This is a genomic window from Pseudomonas sp. R38(2017) (assembly GCF_002112395.1).
Lineage (GTDB): Bacteria > Pseudomonadota > Gammaproteobacteria > Pseudomonadales > Pseudomonadaceae > Aquipseudomonas.
Window position 1 is genome coordinate 197,443 of record NZ_NEHN01000008.1, and the last position, 17,348, is coordinate 214,790.

Consider the following 17,348-nt stretch of genomic DNA (forward strand, 5'->3'; position numbering starts at 1 on the left):
GATCGAAATTATTCTTCACGGGCCGTAGCCTCCGCACTGATTGGGCTGGCGTATTCGGCCTTCAAGCGTCCGTCCTGATCCAGCAGCCAGGCGTCCATCACCTGACGCACCACGGGCGCGGCGACGCCGGAGCCGGACTCACCGTTCTCGACCATCACCGACACCACTATTTTCGGGTTGTCGGCCGGTGCAAAACCGACGAACAAGGCGTGGTCTCGGTGGCGTTCCTGCACTTTGGAGCGGTCGTACTTCTCGCCTTGCTTGATCGCGACCACCTGGGCCGTACCCGACTTGCCGGCGATCCGGTATTGCGCGCCGATCGAAGCCTTGCGCGCCGTACCCCGGGCGCCGTGCATCACCTGCTGCATGCCGTGGTTGACCTTGGTCCAGTCCGACGGATCGCGCAGGACGATGTCCGGCATCGGGTTTTCATCCTTGGGCTTCTCGCCTTCGATGGTCTTGGCCAGATGCGGACGGTTCCACACCCCTTTGTTGGCCACCAGCGCGGTGGCCTGGGCCAGTTGCAGCGGCGTCGACTGCATGTAGCCCTGGCCGATCCCGAGAATCAGGGTCTCGCCCGGGAACCACGCCTGCTTGCGGGTGGCTCGTTTCCATTCCCGGGACGGCATCAGGCCGGGGGACTCTTCGAACATGTCCAGTGAGACCTTCTGGCCGATGCCGAACTTGTTCATGTAGGCCGACAACCGGTCGATGCCGAGCTTGTGCGCCAGGTCATAGAAGTAGGTGTCGTTGGACCGCATGATCGCCGTGTCGAGGTCGACGAAGCCGTCCCCGGTGCGGTTCCAGTTGCGGTATTTGTGATCGTAGTTGGGCAGCATGTAGTAACCCGGATCGAACACCCGGCTCGACGCCGTCACCACGCCCGCGTCCAGACCGGCAATCGCCACCGCCGGCTTGATCGTCGAGCCCGGCGGGTACAGACCGCGCAACACGCGGTTGAACAGCGGCCGGTCGATGGAGTCGCGCAGCTCGGCGTAAGCCTTGAAACTGATGCCGGTGACGAACAGGTTCGGGTCGAAACTCGGCTGGCTGACCATTGCCAGCACTTCACCGGTGCTCGGGTCCAGCGCCACTACTGCACCGCGTCGCCCGCCCAGCGCGGCTTCGGCGGCTTCCTGCAATTTGATGTCGAGGCTCAGGACGATGTCCTTGCCCGGCACCGGATCGGTACGCTTGAGTACGCGCAGCACGCGGCCCCGGGCGTTGGTCTCGACCTCTTCGTAACCCACCTGGCCGTGCAGCTCGGCTTCGTAGAAGCGCTCGATGCCGGTTTTACCGATGTGGTGGGTGCCGCTGTAATTGACCGGGTCGAGGGTCTTCAGCTCTTTCTCGTTGATCCGCCCCATGTAACCCACCGAGTGCGCAAAATGCGCACCCTGCGGGTAGTGGCGCACCAGTTGCGCGACCACTTCCACGCCCGGCAGGCGGAACTGGTTCACCGCGATCCGGGCGATCTGCTCTTCGGTCAGCTCGAACAGGATCGGCACCGGCTCGAACGGCCGGCGCCCCTGACGCATGCGCTTTTCGAAGATCACCCGGTCTTCCGGCGTCAGCTCCAGCACTTCAACGATCACGTCCAGTACCTGCTGCCAGTCGCCGGAACGCTCGCGGGTCATGCTCAGGCTGAAGCTCGGACGGTTATCCGCCACCACCACGCCGTTGCGGTCGTAAATCAGCCCACGGGTCGGCGGAATCGGCTGGACATGGACGCGGTTGTTTTCCGAGAGGGTCGAGTGGTAGTCGTACTGGATCACCTGCAGGAAATACAGCCGGGCAATCAACACACAGATCAGCAGCACCACCGCAATGGCCCCGAACACGACGCGGCTACGCACCAGGCGGGCGTCTTTTTCGTGGTCCTTGATGCGGATCGGCTGGGACATGAGGGCAGGATTACTTGTGGTAAGGGTGGCCGGACAACACGGTCCAGGCACGATACAACTGCTCGCCGATGAGGATGCGCACCAACGGGTGCGGCAGCGTCAATGGCGACAACGACCAGCGCTGGTCGGCGCGGGCACAGACTTCCGGCGCCAGCCCTTCCGGGCCGCCGACCATGAAATTGACCGTGCGCGAGTCCAGCCGCCAACGGTCGAGTTCGACCGCCAGCTGCTCAGTGCTCCAGGGCTTGCCGTGCACTTCGAGGGTGACGATCCGCTCGTTGTGCACGACCTTGGCCAGCATGGCTTCGCCTTCCTGACGGATGAAGCGGGCCACGTCGGCATTCTTGCCACGGGTATTGAGCGGAATTTCCACCAGTTCCAGCGCCAGCTCGGACGGAAGACGCTTGGCATATTCATGCCAGCCTTCTTCCACCCACTTGGGCATGCGTGAACCGACGGCGATCAGTCGCAGTCGCACAGCGCGTCCCTTACAGCTGGTCTTTGTTGAGCTTGGTGAAGTGCTCGTGGGTGTTTTCCGGGCTATGGTGCTTGGCGTCTGCCGCACGGCTCTGCTCGGCACCGGCCCACAGGCGCTCCAGGTCGTAGAACTGACGGGCCGAGGCGGTCATCATGTGCACGATCACCAGGTCCAGGTCCAGCAGCACCCAGTCACTGTCGCCCTTGCCTTCTTCGCCCAGCGGCTTGGCGCCCTGCTTTTTCACTTCTTCGCGAACCTTGTCCAGCATCGCGTTGATCTGGCGGTTGGACGTACCGGTGGCGATGATCATGTAGTCAGTGATGCTCTGCTTGTCGCGCACATCGATGATCTGGATGTCCTGGGCCTTGACGTCTTCCAGGGCGGCCACGGCCACCTTGACCAGTTCGTCGCCTTTCAGCGGTTCGTTGGTGTTGGCGACTTCCGGCAGCGGAGCGCTCTTGAACGTGCCTTTGCGCTTTACTTTGGTTTGGTCTTTGTCAGTCATATAAAACTCGTTTTGCTCATGTATTCGGCGTCTCGTCCCACGATTATCGTGTTACTTGAGCACGCCTTGTTCAGTTCGACGCACGGTACAGACCGTGCGCATCGATGTAGGCCAGGACCGCGTCGGGCACCAGGAAACGTACCGACTTACCGCTGGCCAGCAGTTGACGGATCTGGGTGGCGGAGACCGCGAGCGGTGTCTGCCAGACGAATGCAATCTGTCCGCTCGGCCCTTTCAGGGCCAACGGGTCGCTCACCGAACGCGCTGCCAGCAGGTTGCGCAAGGCATCCGGTGGTTCGCTGTCGGCGTCCGGGCGCTGTAGCACCAGGATGTGGCAATGCTGGAGCAACTCTTCCCAGCGGTGCCAAGTGGGCAGGCCGCAAAATGCGTCCCAGCCCAAAAGCAGAAAAACCTGGGTCTCGGCGGCCATTTCGGCGCGCAGCGACTCCAGGGTATCGATGGTCCAGGACGGTTTGTCCCGCTGCAATTCACGGGCGTCCACCACCAGCGGCGGCACACCGGCCACCGCACATTCAACCATTGCCAGCCGATCCTGCGCCGACACCTGCGGGGTATCGCGATGCGGCGGCCGGGCGCTGGGCATCATGCGCAGCTCATCGAGGGCCAGCGCTTCGGCGACTTCCAGCGCGCCACGCAAATGGCCGACATGCACCGGATCGAAGGTTCCGCCCAGGACGCCAATACGCCGGGGGCGAGACTTTCTGCCGGATTTTGGCGCTTTCAGATCGAGGTCGGACAAGTCAGACCGTCGCCTGGCCGCGCAACTGGCCATCACCGACCACGACGTATTTCTCGCAGGTCAGTCCTTCGAGGCCCACCGGGCCACGGGCGTGCAGCTTATCAGTAGAAATGCCGATCTCGGCACCCAATCCGTATTCGAACCCATCGGCGAAGCAGGTCGGGGTGTTGATCATCACCGATGCCGAGTCGACTTCGGCCACGAACTGTCGGGTGTCGGCGAGGTTTTCGCTGACGATCGAATCGGTGTGGTGGGAGCCGTAATGGTTGATATGTTCGATGGCCTGGTCCAGTCCGTCGACCACGCGGATCGACAGGATCGGCGCCAGATACTCGGTGCTCCAGTCTTCTTCAGTCGCCGCTACCGCCTCGATGATCGTCCGGGTGCGCTCGCAGCCACGCAGTTCGACGCCTTTTTCACGGAACTGTCTGGCCATCGACGGCAGGAATTCCTTCGCAACACTTTGATCAACCAGCAGGGTCTCCATCGCGCCGCAGATGCCATAACGATAGGTCTTGGCATTGAAGGCGATGCGCTGGGCTTTCGGCAGGTCGGCGTGTTCGCTGACATAGACGTGGCAGATGCCGTCCAGATGCTTGATCACCGGCACCCGGGCGTCACGGCTGATGCGCTCGATCAGTCCACGGCCGCCGCGCGGCACGATCACATCGACGTACTCGGGCATGGTGATCAGCGCACCAACGGCGGCGCGGTCGGTGGTTTCCACCACTTGCACCACGGCAGCCGGCAATTCGGCTTCGGCCAGACCACGCTGGATGCAGGCGGCAATGGCACGATTGGAATGAATCGCCTCGGATCCGCCGCGCAGGATGGTCGCGTTACCGGACTTCAGGCACAGGCTCGCGGCATCGATGGTCACGTTCGGACGGGACTCGTAGATGATTCCGATCACGCCCAGCGGCACGCGCATCTTGCCGACCTGAATCCCCGACGGACGGAAGCTCATGTCGCGGATCGCACCGACCGGGTCCGGCAAGGCCGCCACCTGGCGCAGACCGACGATCATCCCGTCGATACGGGCCGGGGTCAGTTCCAGACGTTCCAGCAAAGCAGGCTCCAGACCATTGGCGCGGCCGGCGGCCAGATCCTGTTCATTGGCTGCCGCAAGCTCGGTGCGGGCGGCGTCCAGAGCATTGGCGGCAGCCAGCAGGGCGCGGTTTTTCTGCGCGGTGCTGGCACGGCCGATGACCCGGGAAGCTTCGCGGGCGGCGCGACCCAATCGGGTCATGTAGTCAAGAACGGACTCAGTCATGGTCTGCTGGGGTCTTGGCAAAGAGGAAAGCGGCAGATTATAGCTGTCGCGTCCCGGGACTAACAGCGGTGACGGGCGGATGGTCGAAATGGACCGCGATTTGCCGATGTTCAGCCGTAATTAAGGCTCGGATTGTTATCATCACGACCTCTTTCGCCTGGATAAACACCGTTTGCCATGTCCAATCTGACCGTTCGTGCCCACGCCGAGCGCCTGCCGATGGGCCTTCCGGACGCTTTTTTCGACCGTGACGCTCAGACGCTTGCCCGGGATCTGCTCGGCAAAGTCATCCGTCACCGGGTCGGCGACCTGTGGCTCAGCGCCCGGATCATCGAAACCGAAGCGTATTACTGCGAAGAAAAAGGTAGCCATGCCTCCCTCGGCTACACAGAAAAACGTAAGGCTTTGTTTCTGGATGGCGGCCACATCTATATGTATTACGCCCGTGGCGGTGATTCGCTGAACTTCAGTGCTCAGGGTCCTGGCAATGCAGTGCTGATCAAGTCGGCCTATCCATGGGTCGATGACATCAGCGGCCCGGCCAGTCTGGCGCAGATGCTGCTGAACAATCCCGATGCGCAGGGCCGGCCGCGTCCCTCGCAGAAGCTGTGCGCCGGCCAGACTTTGCTGTGCAAGGCACTGGGCCTGAAGGTGCCGGTGTGGGATGCCAAACGTTTCGACCACGAAATTCTACTGGTGGAAGATACCGGTCCTGCGCCCGGCCACATCGTCCAGACCACCCGCCTGGGCATCCCGCACGGTCGTGACGAGCACTTGATGTACCGCTTCGTCGATGCGGCCTACGCCCAGTGGTGCACCCGGAACCCGCTGCGCCGGGGTCAGGTCGAAGGACGCGATTATTTTCTGCTGTGAACTTCCCCTCTGCGCTACGCCGACCAGGGACATCAATGAAATGGAGTGTGTTGTATGGGCCCATGGCTCGATAGCGTGACCGGATGGCTGGCCGCCAACCCGCAGTGGCTGGCCGCTGCGGTATTCGTCGTGGCCTTTGTCGAGTGCCTGGCGATTGCCGGGATCATCGTACCCGGCACGGTGTTGCTGTTCGCCGTGGCGGCACTTGCCGGCAGCGGTGCGCTGTCACTGAGCGAGACCCTGCTGCTGGGCTTTCTCGGCGGTATTCTCGGCGACCTGGTGTCGTATTTCCTCGGCCGCCACTTCCACCAGAACATCCGGCGCCTGCCGGGACTGCGCCATCACCCGGAGTGGATGGCCGGCGCGGAGACCTACTTCCAGCGCTACGGCATCGCCAGTCTGCTGGTCGGGCGGTTCATCGGTCCTCTGAGGCCGATGCTGCCGATGGTCGCCGGGATGTGCGACATGCCCTTCCCGCGCTTCGTTGCCGTCAGCCTGCTGGCGGCGGCGGGCTGGAGCATCGCCTACCTGCTGCCGGGCTGGGCCACCGGAGCGGCGATTCGTCTGCCATTGCCGGAAGGCTTCTGGCTGCAGGCCGGGATTGTCGCCGCCAGCATTGCGGTGATGGTCGGCCTGAGCGCCAACAGCAGCCTGCGCCGTCACCGCCGGGCGACAATCTGGATCAGCAGCATGAGCCTGTTGATCCTGATCGCGCTGTTCATCGGCTATCCGTATCTGAGCGCGCTCGATCAGGGCGTCATGACCCTTGTGCAGGAGCACCGCAGTGCGGTGCTCGACGAGGTTGCGGTGGTCTTCACCCTGATCGGCGAATTCCGCAACATGCTGGTGTTCAGCATCCTGCTGACCGGCCTGTTGCTGCTGTGCCGCCAGTGGCGCCAGGCGATCTTCGCCGGCAGTACCCTGCTCGTCACCGCGCTGGCCAACACCGGGACCAAACTGTTTTTCGCCCGGGTACGCCCGGAAGTGCTGACAGACCCATTGACCAGTTACAGCATGCCCAGTGGACACGCGTCCGGATCGTTCGCGCTGTTCCTGACCCTGGCCGTGCTGGCCGGACGCGGGCAACCGCCAAGACTGCGCCTGACCTGGCTGTTGATCGGCTGCATACCGGCACTGGCGATTGCCTTGTCACGGGTGTACCTGGGGGCACACTGGCCGACCGATGTGCTGGCCGGTGCGATGCTCGCCGCCTGTGTCTGCGCCGCGAGCCTGTGGCTGATTCAGCGCCGCTCACCCCTTGACGCGATGCCGCAGAAAGTCTGGTGGCTGGTGTTGCCGGCACTGGTCGCTCTGTTCGGTTTTTTTGTGTTGCGGCATTTGCCACACACTCTGTTGCGATATGCCTACTAAGGCTGCACTCAATACTCACCGGCGCGCGCCTCGACGGTAAGCGCCGGCAAACATCTGGCAAAGCAAAAGGTCATGAACAAGTCCGTGCCTCATGCCACATTCCGGCAGTTGCACCGCAAACGGACTTGTGAAAAGAGCAATGACTTTGAAGAATCAATCGAACCATCTTTCCCGGGCTGGCCGACCACCAGCTCTGATCAAAATATCCGATCTGAATATCCAACCGGAGTCGCCCCTTCAGCCATCCGGCCAAAAACCCGGGCTTGCTGACCTGGACGTCCTGTTCGGCCCTTTGCGCATCGGCGAATTCAATGTCAGTCGCCAGACGCTTCAAGCCTTGGGTTGTCGAATCAACGGGGAAGCCATATCGGCAACCACCACTTACTTTTCCGAACCCGACCAATCGTTCATCGATGCGCTGGAATTCGACGCGGTTCAGGTGCAACAGCGGATGAGAGCCGTTCCCTCACCGGAAAACCGGCAGATCCCGCCCCTTCTTTACGAAATCGTCACCCATCGCTCACCCGATGCCGCACCGCTCATGCGCGAAATGCCCACAGGTGAGTTCGCCGATGCCATGGGCAAGATCAACCATTTACTGAACGCCACCCAACGCCTCGACATTCGTCGAGACCCTTTGCCCGAGAGCTTGCCGGACTGGGTCGACAAAACCAAAAGCCGCGGAATGGCCAGCATGGGCGTCGGGATGCAGGCGTACGGACTCTACAGCGCGTACATCGGTGCCATCGACGCTCTGGAGAAAGGCGACACGGTCGAAGCGTTGATCAACGTTGGCGGTGGCGTCGCGGAAATCACCTCATTGGGTGTCGAGTACGCGCTGAACAAAAGCGGTGAACAAATGATCCGCCAGGGATCAATGGCCTTCGAACAATTCGGCAAGACCTCCATGGGCAAATGGCTGTGTCGGGGGGCCGGACTGATCGCCAGCGTGCTGACCCTACCCTTCGATATCTACACCGCCATCAAGTCCTTCAACGATGCCGCCAAGGCTCAGGGCAAGGAAGCACAGGATCTGTATGTCACCGGTGGGCTGAGTGTATTCAGCGGTGTGCTGTCGTTGGCTCTTGGCTGCGCAGCTTTGGCGGGCTTTCAGGCAGCAGGTCCGGTAGGCATCGCCGCCGCGATCATGATTGTCGGGGCGAAAATCTATGGCGCCGTGCGGGCGGTCGACGACATCAACGATTACATCGAGCTCACCGTGAACGAACGCTGGCGTGCCGGCTGGTTCGCGTTCACCGGGCAGGACCAGGACAAGGCATTGATGGATCGCTACCTGATCGCCAAAACCACCGCTGACTACGCCAAAGCCCTGAAGACCCGTAGCCTCGACTGGCTGAACAATGAATTCAAGGAAACGGTCGACGCCATCGTGAATGGCCGGTTCGAGGTGGCGCTGCAACCCACTCGCCTCTATCGCTACCAGTGGGACGAAGCCCGTGGCGAATCGCAGTACGTTACCGAGAACCGGCCGGTCATCTCCGACACCGATGATGTTTATGATGCAAGACACGGGCTGCCCGCCTCGGACTCCATTGTCACCAAGGCAACAAGCGATCCGGCCAAAGGTGTTTTCTGGAGTCTTGGCGGTGGCAATGACAACGTCCAGGGCGTAGAAAACAAAGCCAACTTCTTCAGCTATGGAGCTGGCAAGAAAGTCCTGCACGGCGGTGAAAAGGACGACTCTTTCCTCTTTCAATCGGCGTCCGAAACGCTCTCATCCGATCCGGTCAATATCAGTGAGCTGTCCGGAGGGGACGGCATCGATCTGTTATGGCTGCAAGGTACGCACAAGCATCTTGATCATATCCCGAACCCACCACGCCACCTCGGCTACGACATTGATCTGAAAAGCGGAAAGCTGGCGCTACGCCCAGTGAGTCCGGGACTTGAACCGGTACAGCATTCAACGATCAAGTCTATCGAAAGGGTCGAAACACTTGCCGGCGCAGCCAATCGCGTCACCGGTTCCGATCAGTCGGACATCATTGCCGCCAACGGAGATGACCGTGTGGATGCAGGAGCCGGGGACGACCGGATTTCCATTCGCGGCCTGCACGGTACTGTCGACGGCGGCAGTGGCAGCGATACCTACTTCCTCGATCCGATGGGCCTTGAGGTTTCCATCACCGAGGACGGACAGGAATCAAGCACGGTCTATCTCGGCGTACCGCTCGAAGCCATCCAGCGCTGGTACATCCGTCGCAACACTCTGGTGATCGATTCACTGCGCGACGATGACCCCAGATCGCCGAAGCGCGAACTGGCACTTGAGGCGGTTTACCGGAACGTTGAAGGCAAACGCCTGCTACAGAATGACAAATGGGTGTTCATTACCCAGGACGGTTTCCACTTGCAGCCTGCCTGGCCTGCCGAAATCATGGAACCGGGCGACCTGTCTGTCAGCGTCACCATCCTCACTGCGGGCATACCCAAGGCGTCTCCGGTGCAGATAAGCGATCTTCCACACGTGCTCTCGGCTCGACCACACTCCCATTATTTCGTTTCCCGCCAGACCCGTCGTCCAGCCCTGATTGCCCCGACAGACGGGCTCCCTTCACATAGCACCGTGTACGTCGACTTTGACAGCAGCGAAATTGTGGCCGTCAAAGCCACTTATGTCGTGACCATCACAGAGACGGGGGCGTTCACATACCTCAATTACGACAATGCCTACTTCACCCTCACCTTCTCTCAGGGTTCCCGGCTCTCGCTGCATGAAAACGTGATCGCGAGCAGAGGCCGAAAGAGCGACATGGGCGCCGGCAACATGGCTGCAGGATGGGCAATGAATCACCCCCTGACCCTGGTGATGCGTGACGGTGTTTCCTACCATCTGGACTACCCCCGAAACAACTATCTGGAGGATGCGCAGAATCCGGGCTACCGGATCGTCGAAAGTCGTGCCTCACTGCGTAAGCGGGCGGGCCGATACCTGTTCGTCAGACCATCTGTCAGCAAACGCACCTTGAAGAATACGTCGCAACGGGTCGATTTTCTGGCAAGCGAGCACAACGCAACCTATTGGCTGGAAGGGCGATCAACGACGTATGAATTGTTTCCGACCAGCAATCTGTCCATCCGACTGTCCACCGCCGAAGCTGACGCCAGAATTTCCGGTTCGTCCACCTGGCTCATTCATACCCACCTGCTCCAGGAAAAAATCACCCGCAGGGACCTCTCCATCAAGTACGACCTGCTGAAAATCGGCAGCGTTCACGTCCACCTGCCGGACAGCAATGATCCACAACTTCCACTGGAAACCGTCGAAGTGGTGGTGTCCTCGGGGAACCGTTACCGGATCAATACCCTGTTTGAGGTGATCGGTCTTTTTGCTGTCGATGCCCGAGCCTATTCAACAGTTGCGGCGCTGATACAAGACGTCAGCGATCACCAACAGCGCGACGAGCTTGAAAATATCGACGTGCGGGTTCACCACATTCATCTGCGCGATGCCGCTCCCGGCAGGATTATCTACAACGTCGACAGTAATAGTTGGAGAGTCGAAAACGACCCGTCCCGTTCGATATCGGTCGAACACCTGAACATCGTCAAGGAATGACGCCATGCGCCCCAAAAATCCCTCGCTGCCAACCCCGTCCAGAATCAATACATCCGCCGATCCGTTGGCTCATCCCCCGCGACTGCGACCACAGGTCCAGCCCCCACCGTTACATCACTCACTTTCAGGCAATCGAACCTCGGGCCATGACCAGCCACCCACGGCGATTCCTGGCCCCTCAAGAATCGAAGTCTCGGACTTGCCAGACCTGTCGCAAGATTCGGCAACCACTTTGAACAGCTACGTGTTGAGCCCCGGATTGCTGCGCAACATGCAACCGGCCAATGAAGAAGGTCTGCGCTTTGTAGTTGGACGCAAATTTGTCGATGTAAAAGGCATCGGAACCGTGCATGTGGAGTTCGACACGAATCTGGGCACCTATCGTGCAACGGATCTGTACAAAAAACTTACCCCGGGCCCCGCGCTATACAGGAATGTCGGAGAGATGACATGGAGTCCGGCCCGACAGGCCGACTCGGGCAGCCCGGGTAAACGACCACTTGCTGGAGAGGAGCAAAGGACAGAAGCCACACCGGCCAAACAGCAGCGTGCCACATCGATGCCAGCACAACTGAAAGCCGCCACGTCCGAATTGTTGGGTGTACATTTCGCACAGCTGTATCCGCAAATGAATCACGGTGAACGGGTCATGGAGTTGCGTTCTTACAACCTGTCGCCCCTTCAACACGTCCGGCTGCGCGACGATCTGATCGCCCATCCGTCAGCGCTTCCAGAATGGGTCGTGCAGCACAAGGCACGGTCCTTGAACATTGACGACTCTGCACGCTATGACGCATTGCATCAGGAAATAGAACCGCTGCTCCTGCCACTTAGAAACGGCAAGCTGCTGCTCAGTCATCTGGGAGACTATGGTGGTTTCAGCGAAAGTATCAGCCGCGATTTCCTCGATGGATTCCTTGCGAAACTGGGTTACTTGCGCAACGGCAGTGACTGCTTGTACCGGACAGACTTCCCGGCGCTGTTCAGGGCTGATGAACGAACCCCCTTCGAGTTCTACAACGATGGCCGGATGTTGCCACGGCTGAAACATCCTCGTGGAGCGACGACCGAGAAACCGATCAGTGCAACCGTCAGCCTCAAGCTGGTCCATGAATACGCCGGTAGAGGCACCGACTCACCCGATCCGGAATACCTGCGCTACAACAACCAGAAAAACAAATATCCCGGGCGCAAGCCTGGAGAGTCGGACAACGAATCGGGGGAGTCCGACAACGACTGGTCTGATGCATCGGACGTGGAGCTGGATTCCGAACGTAATTACGAAACCATGCGGCACGCTCAGCAGGTCATATTCACCTACGTCATCGACACGCGAAAAATGGAGGTGGTCCTGGGAGAGGAGAATCACCTTCTCAACAACGCTGCCAGAAAAAACGGCGCGTGGTTTCCCGAAGATGAAATCGAGGCGCTGATATCGACTTCGAAACGAGGAATAGAAGCGGAGCGCCTATGGATGCTCGACTCTACCTTCACTCGCGCCGCGAAAGTCGAAGACATCGCCGAGCAAGCGGATTACGACTCGCGAATTCACATTGAGGAACGCACGCACCAAGGCGTCAATAACCGACATCAATATGACGCCCTGATCGACAAGGTTGCCCAGGCCGGCAAGCCGGTGCTGACACTGGACAAGGGTAAAGAGTGGTTCGCCAACGACATCGTCTGGCCCGAATAACCTGAACGCGCCCTAAGCGAACAACTCGCCCTGCAATTCATCAAGCAGCGCCTGGATCGCGTCCAGTCGCTGCTGCGGATCATCGAGTTGCAGCAGGTCGATCTTGTCTTCCTCGGCGAACGGCAGCAGATAGGCCAACTGATTAGCCAATGACTGCTGGCCCGCCGCCTCGATGCCCATGTTCAGCGCCTCGACCATCGGGTGTTCGGCGAGGGCCTTGAGCAACGCCACCAGATCGGCGTCTTCATCCTGCAACGGTTGTTCAGGTTCGTCGTCCAGCCACTCGACCTCGGCGACGATCAGTTGATCGCGCTGCACGTCGGTGTGTTGCACGATGAAGCGGCGCCCGCCCTGCACGCGGATGCCCAGCAATCCGTTGTCCTGCTGCTGGAAATCGGTGATGCGCGCTTCGCAGCCGACCATGGCGAATCCTTCCGGCGCGACGCCGACTTCGCTGCCTTCAAGGATGCACACCACACCGAATCCGCCGCCCTGTTTCATGCAGCGGCCGATCATGTCCAGATAGCGCGCTTCGAAGATCTGCAAATCCAGATTGCAACCGGGAAACAGTACCGTGTTCAGCGGAAAAAGCGGCAGACTCATAGACATTTCCTTACACCACCATCGACACCGCCAACGGCAGGAACACCGCCGTGGCCACGCCCATCAGACTCATCGCCAGTGCCGCGAAGGCACCGCACTCATCGCTTTCCTGCAACGCCACCGACGTGCCGACCGCATGCGCCGTCATGCCCAGCGCCATGCCCCGCGCCTCCGGGCTGTGCACACCCAGACGGTTCAGCAGCGCCGGGCCGAAGATCGCACCGATTACCCCGGTGATCAACACGAACACCGCCGCCAGCGCCGCGACGCCACCGATCTGCTCGGCCACCAGCATGGCGATCGGCGAGGTCACTGACTTCGGTGCCATGGTCATCAGGATCATGTGATCGGCACCGAACCACCAGCCCAGCGCCACGCCCATGCCCGTGGCGACCACCCCGCCTATCACCAGCGTAGTAAAAATCGGCCAGAACAACTGGCGGATGCGCCGCAGATTCAGATACAGCGGCACGGCCAGTGCCACGGTCGCCGGGCCCAGCAGAATGCTGAGGATCTCAGTGCTCTTGCGGTACTCGACGTAAGTCAGGCCGCACCCCACCAGCACGCCGATCACCAGCAGCATGGAGACCAGCACCGGTTGCAGGAAGATCCAGCGGGTTTTCTCGAAGGCCGCCAGCACCAGTTGATAGGCGCCCAGGGTGATGCCGATGCCGAACAGCGGATGGTGAATCACCGACGCCCAGGCGCCGTGCCAGTCGAACAGCATCAGGATTCCTCCGAATGCGGCGCGTGACGCTTGACCAGCCGCTGCATCAGCACGCCGGCGAAGGCCATGGACAGAATCAGCGAGACCACCAGCGCACCGACAATGGCCCAGAAATCCGCGGCAATCGCCGTGGCGTAAACCATCACGCCCACCGCCGGCGGCACCAGCAGCAAAGGCAGATAACGCAACAGACTGCCGGCAGCCAGGTTCAGCGGCTCGCCGACTTCACCGCGCACGATCAGGAACGCCAGCAACAGCAGCAGGCCGATGATCGGCCCCGGCAGCACCGGCAACAGCAAATGATTGAGGGCCGTGCCGAGCAATTGAAACAGCACCAGCATGGTCAGGCCGCGTAGCAACATCCGTCATCTCCGTCCGACATCCCGCCAAGCACGGGCCCGGCATTATAAGCACGCCTGCGCTATGGATCGGCATTCGCCAAAAGCATGGTCGGTTGACCTGAGCAAATCGCCATGATGATCTACAGTGGTTCGCAGGGCGGTCAAATCCCCCACCTGAAAAACTATAAAACCGATGAACCCAAGGAGAGTCTCAATGCCCTATGTTCCAGTTGCAGAGCTCAAAGATTATGTCGGCAAGGAACTCGGACGTTCCGAATGGCTCACCATCGATCAGGAGCGCATCAACCTGTTCGCCGAAGCCACCGGGGATTATCAGTTCATCCATGTCGACCCGGTCAAAGCCGCGCAAACGCCATTTGGCAGCACCATTGCACACGGTTTCCTGTCGTTGTCGCTGATACCAAAACTGATGGAAGACATCCTGATCCTGCCGCAAGGCGTGAAGATGGTGGTCAACTACGGACTGGACAGCGTGCGTTTCATTCAGCCGGTCAAGGTCAACTCCAAGGTCCGGCTCAAGGTCGATCTCGGTGAAGTGACCGAGAAAAAACCTGGCCAGTGGCTGCTCAAAGCCACCGCCACCCTGGAGATCGAAGGCTCGGACAAACCGGCCTACATCGCCGAACCGCTGTCGCTCTGCTTCGTTTGAGTGCCGGGATGCGAAGCGGCTCACGCTGTTTCGCATCCACTCCCCTCCGCCGGCTGTATAAGGTCACATAGCTGCGGCATACTCGGTCGCCTAATTGCCCGGATCCCGCTATGCGCTCACTTGCTGCTCTTGCACCGCTTGCCTTGACCCTGATGCTCACCGCTTGCGGCGACGGCGAATCGCTGCTGCCCCCGGACGCACGCCTGCCGGATGGCGGACGCTATCGTGGCGAACTGGTCAACGGCCTGCTGCAAGGCCAGGGCCGGGTCGACTATCCGAACGGCAGTTGGTACGCGGGCACGTTCGACAAAGGTCAGTGGCATGGCCAGGGCGAATGGCACGGCAGCAACGGCGAGGTCTATCGCGGCAACTTCCAGCAAGGCCTGTTCGACGGCCAGGGCACGCTGACTACCCACGGCGGCAGCTACACCGGCGGTTTCAAGCTGGGCCGGCGCGAAGGCGAAGGCACCCTCAAGGAAAACGCGATGACCTATCGCGGCGAATTCAAGGCCGACCAGTATTCCGGGCTCGGCCGTCTGGAGCTGGACGACGGCAGCTCCTATCAGGGCCAGTTCGCCCACGGTAAACCCAACGGTGAAGGCCAGCGCGGCGATGCCAGCGGCAATCAGTTCACCGGCCATTTCATCAATGGACAGCTCGAAGGCAACGGCACCTTCAACAGCGCCGACGGCGACATCTATGTCGGCGGTTTCAAGAACAATCAGCTACATGGCAAGGGCCGCTACGAAAACGCTGACGGCGACGTCTGGCTCGGCCAGTTCAAGGAAGGCGCACTGACCGGCAAAGGCGAACTGATCGGTGCCGACGGCAGCCATTACATCGGTTACTTCAACGACTGGCGTTTCAGTGGCCAGGGCCGCTTGAACCTGTCCGACGGCAGTTTCTATATCGGCGGGTTCGACAGCGACAGCTACACGGGCCGGGGCACGCTGGTGCTGACCGACGGCACCGTGCTCAGCGGCACCTGGATCAACGGTCAGCGCGTGCGCGACGCCGACGGGAAATTGCTGCCGGACACACTCGAACTCGGCCTGCTGGCCCAGGGCCGTCTGCTCGACGAGGCGCTGGCCAATGTACCGGCCTCGACCCCGGCGGTGGAACTGTACACCCTGACCCTCGGCGGCGATGGCAAGCAAAGCGTGTTCCTGCGCGAATCCGATTACGTGGCCAACATGCTCGCCAGCCGTTTCGGTGCCTTTGGCCAGATCCGTCTGGTCAATCACCGCGACCATCTCGGCGACCGGCCGATGGCCACCCGCGAAAACCTGCGCCGCGCCGCCCTGACCCTGGCCGAACGCACTGGCCCGGAAGACCTGGTGTTCATCTATCTGACCAGCCACGGCACCGCCGAACACGAACTGGTGCTCGACCAGCCACGCATGGAACTGGCCGACCTGCCCGCCGACGAACTAGCCGCCGTGCTCGCACCACTGAAGAACCGCGACAAGATCATTGTCATCTCCTCGTGCTATTCCGGTGGTTTCATTCCGGCGCTGAAGGACGAACGCACGCTGATCATGACCGCTTCACGCGCCGACCGCGTTTCGTTCGGCTGCTCCGAAGAAGCCAACTTCACCTACTTCGGCGATGCCTTGTTTGCCCAGGCGCTGAACCAGACCGATGATATGGAACAAGCCTTCAAACTGGCCAAGGCCACCGTCGCCGAACGCGAACTGGCGGACAACTTCGAAGCCTCCGAGCCGCAGATATGGGCACCGAAAACCGTGCTCGCGCACTGGCAACTGCTGCGCAAACAACAGGCGAGAAAAGCGTTGCAAAGTGCTGCATTGAACGACGGAGCGATAAAGAGCAACTAAGCTGAACAGTATCAAGGGAGAGACACTATGTACTTGACGCCTCAGCATGTCTTGCTTGCCGGAGCCACCGGGCTGACCGGTGAACATCTGCTCGACCGTTTGCTCAACGAGCCGACGATCACCCGTGTCCTGGCCCCTTCACGCCGGCCACTGGCCGAACATCCACATCTGGAAAACCCGGTCGGCGATCCACAGACGTTCCTGCCGCAACTGGCCGGCCGGGTCGACATTGCCTACTGCTGCCTCGGCACCACCATCAAACAGGCCGGCTCCGAAGAGGCGTTTCGCGCCGTGGATCTGGACATGGTGGTGGCTTTCGCCAAGCGCGCCCGGGAAATGGGCGCACGGCACCTGATCGTGATCAGTGCCCTGGGGGCCGACCGCCGATCCTCGATTTTCTACAACCGGGTCAAAGGCGAGATGGAACATGCATTGCGCGCGCAGGACTGGCCGCAGCTCACCATTTGCCGGCCTTCGCTGCTGCTGGGTGACCGCAGCGAGCCTCGCCTGGGCGAACAGCTTGCCGCACCGTTCTCGAAACTGATTCCCGGCAAGTACCGGGGCATCGAAGCCTGCCAGCTCGCCCGGGCCATGTGGCGCCTGGCATTGGAGGAACAGGACGGGGTGCGGATCGTCGAGTCGGACGAGTTGAGAAAACTCGGCAAGTGAGTTCCCACATCAAGTAGTTCAACACGGCCCCCGGAACGCCATTTTCCGATGAATTCCGAG

The 17,348-nt window shown here is 60.8% G+C and carries 15 protein-coding genes; 7 read left to right on the forward strand and 8 right to left on the reverse strand.

The genetic code is table 11. The features are described from left to right. Nucleotides 1-8: 8 nt before the first annotated feature. The 5 genes from mrdA to CAF87_RS21295 form a co-directional block, all read right to left on the reverse strand. On the reverse strand, nucleotides 9-1,904 hold the full coding sequence (gene mrdA, locus CAF87_RS21275) for a penicillin-binding protein 2 (protein ID WP_085732952.1): 1,896 nt from the start codon (nucleotides 1,902-1,904) through the stop codon (nucleotides 9-11). A gap of 10 nt (nucleotides 1,905-1,914) precedes the next feature. Continuing rightward, complete coding sequence (rlmH, locus tag CAF87_RS21280; RefSeq protein ID WP_085732953.1) at nucleotides 1,915-2,382, reverse strand: 23S rRNA (pseudouridine(1915)-N(3))-methyltransferase RlmH; 468 nt, start codon at nucleotides 2,380-2,382, stop codon at nucleotides 1,915-1,917. A gap of 10 nt (nucleotides 2,383-2,392) precedes the next feature. Next, on the reverse strand, nucleotides 2,393-2,887 hold the full coding sequence (gene rsfS, locus CAF87_RS21285) for a ribosome silencing factor (RefSeq protein ID WP_085712284.1): 495 nt from the start codon (nucleotides 2,885-2,887) through the stop codon (nucleotides 2,393-2,395). A 70-nt stretch (nucleotides 2,888-2,957) separates the two neighbouring features. Further along, nucleotides 2,958-3,680, reverse strand: coding sequence for a nicotinate-nucleotide adenylyltransferase (gene nadD / locus CAF87_RS21290; protein ID WP_085732954.1), 723 nt, complete (start codon nucleotides 3,678-3,680; stop codon nucleotides 2,958-2,960). Then, nucleotides 3,649-4,920 (reverse strand): glutamate-5-semialdehyde dehydrogenase, encoded by a 1,272-nt coding sequence (locus CAF87_RS21295; protein WP_085732955.1) that lies wholly within the window; start codon nucleotides 4,918-4,920, stop codon nucleotides 3,649-3,651. The genes nadD and CAF87_RS21295 overlap by 32 nt, the downstream gene beginning before the upstream one ends. Before the next feature lie 177 nt (nucleotides 4,921-5,097). Between CAF87_RS21295 and CAF87_RS21300 the strand changes: the two genes are divergently transcribed. The 4 genes from CAF87_RS21300 (at nucleotide 5,098) to CAF87_RS21315 (ending at nucleotide 12,440) form a co-directional block, all read left to right on the forward strand. Then, nucleotides 5,098-5,793, forward strand: a complete 696-nt coding sequence (locus tag CAF87_RS21300; RefSeq protein ID WP_085732956.1) for a DNA-3-methyladenine glycosylase — start codon at nucleotides 5,098-5,100, stop codon at nucleotides 5,791-5,793. A gap of 54 nt (nucleotides 5,794-5,847) precedes the next feature. After that, the gene (locus CAF87_RS21305) at nucleotides 5,848-7,164 is read left to right on the forward strand and encodes a bifunctional DedA family/phosphatase PAP2 family protein (RefSeq protein WP_085732957.1); all 1,317 of its coding nucleotides are present in this window, start codon (nucleotides 5,848-5,850) and stop codon (nucleotides 7,162-7,164) included. A 139-nt stretch (nucleotides 7,165-7,303) separates the two neighbouring features. Further along, entirely contained in the window at nucleotides 7,304-10,744 is a 3,441-nt protein-coding gene (locus CAF87_RS21310; RefSeq protein WP_085732958.1) for a hypothetical protein, read from the forward strand. A 4-nt stretch (nucleotides 10,745-10,748) separates the two neighbouring features. Next, complete coding sequence (locus CAF87_RS21315; protein WP_085732959.1) at nucleotides 10,749-12,440, forward strand: hypothetical protein; 1,692 nt, start codon at nucleotides 10,749-10,751, stop codon at nucleotides 12,438-12,440. Between the two features lie 12 nt (nucleotides 12,441-12,452). On the opposite strand, the gene CAF87_RS21320 is transcribed toward CAF87_RS21315, so the two are convergent. From CAF87_RS21320 to CAF87_RS21330, 3 genes are read right to left on the reverse strand one after another with little or no spacing between them, the layout of a single operon-like run. Then, the gene (locus CAF87_RS21320) at nucleotides 12,453-13,043 is read right to left on the reverse strand and encodes an LON peptidase substrate-binding domain-containing protein (protein WP_085732960.1); all 591 of its coding nucleotides are present in this window, start codon (nucleotides 13,041-13,043) and stop codon (nucleotides 12,453-12,455) included. A 10-nt stretch (nucleotides 13,044-13,053) separates the two neighbouring features. Next, on the reverse strand, nucleotides 13,054-13,770 hold the full coding sequence (locus CAF87_RS21325; RefSeq protein WP_085732961.1) for an LrgB family protein: 717 nt from the start codon (nucleotides 13,768-13,770) through the stop codon (nucleotides 13,054-13,056). Continuing rightward, the gene (locus CAF87_RS21330; protein WP_039771873.1) at nucleotides 13,770-14,132 is read right to left on the reverse strand and encodes a CidA/LrgA family protein; all 363 of its coding nucleotides are present in this window, start codon (nucleotides 14,130-14,132) and stop codon (nucleotides 13,770-13,772) included. The genes CAF87_RS21325 and CAF87_RS21330 overlap by 1 nt, the downstream gene beginning before the upstream one ends. Nucleotides 14,133-14,325: 193 nt before the next feature. Between CAF87_RS21330 and CAF87_RS21335 the strand changes: the two genes are divergently transcribed. The 3 genes from CAF87_RS21335 (at nucleotide 14,326) to CAF87_RS21345 (ending at nucleotide 17,288) form a co-directional block, all read left to right on the forward strand. Then, nucleotides 14,326-14,781 carry a MaoC family dehydratase gene (locus CAF87_RS21335; RefSeq protein WP_007909575.1) on the forward strand — a complete coding sequence of 152 codons (456 nt, stop codon included), beginning with the start codon at nucleotides 14,326-14,328 and terminating at the stop codon, nucleotides 14,779-14,781. Between the two features lie 110 nt (nucleotides 14,782-14,891). After that, on the forward strand, nucleotides 14,892-16,619 hold the full coding sequence (locus CAF87_RS21340) for a C13 family peptidase (protein WP_085732962.1): 1,728 nt from the start codon (nucleotides 14,892-14,894) through the stop codon (nucleotides 16,617-16,619). A 27-nt stretch (nucleotides 16,620-16,646) separates the two neighbouring features. Further along, entirely contained in the window at nucleotides 16,647-17,288 is a 642-nt protein-coding gene (locus CAF87_RS21345; RefSeq protein ID WP_085712294.1) for an oxidoreductase, read from the forward strand. Nucleotides 17,289-17,348: the final 60 nt, after the last annotated feature.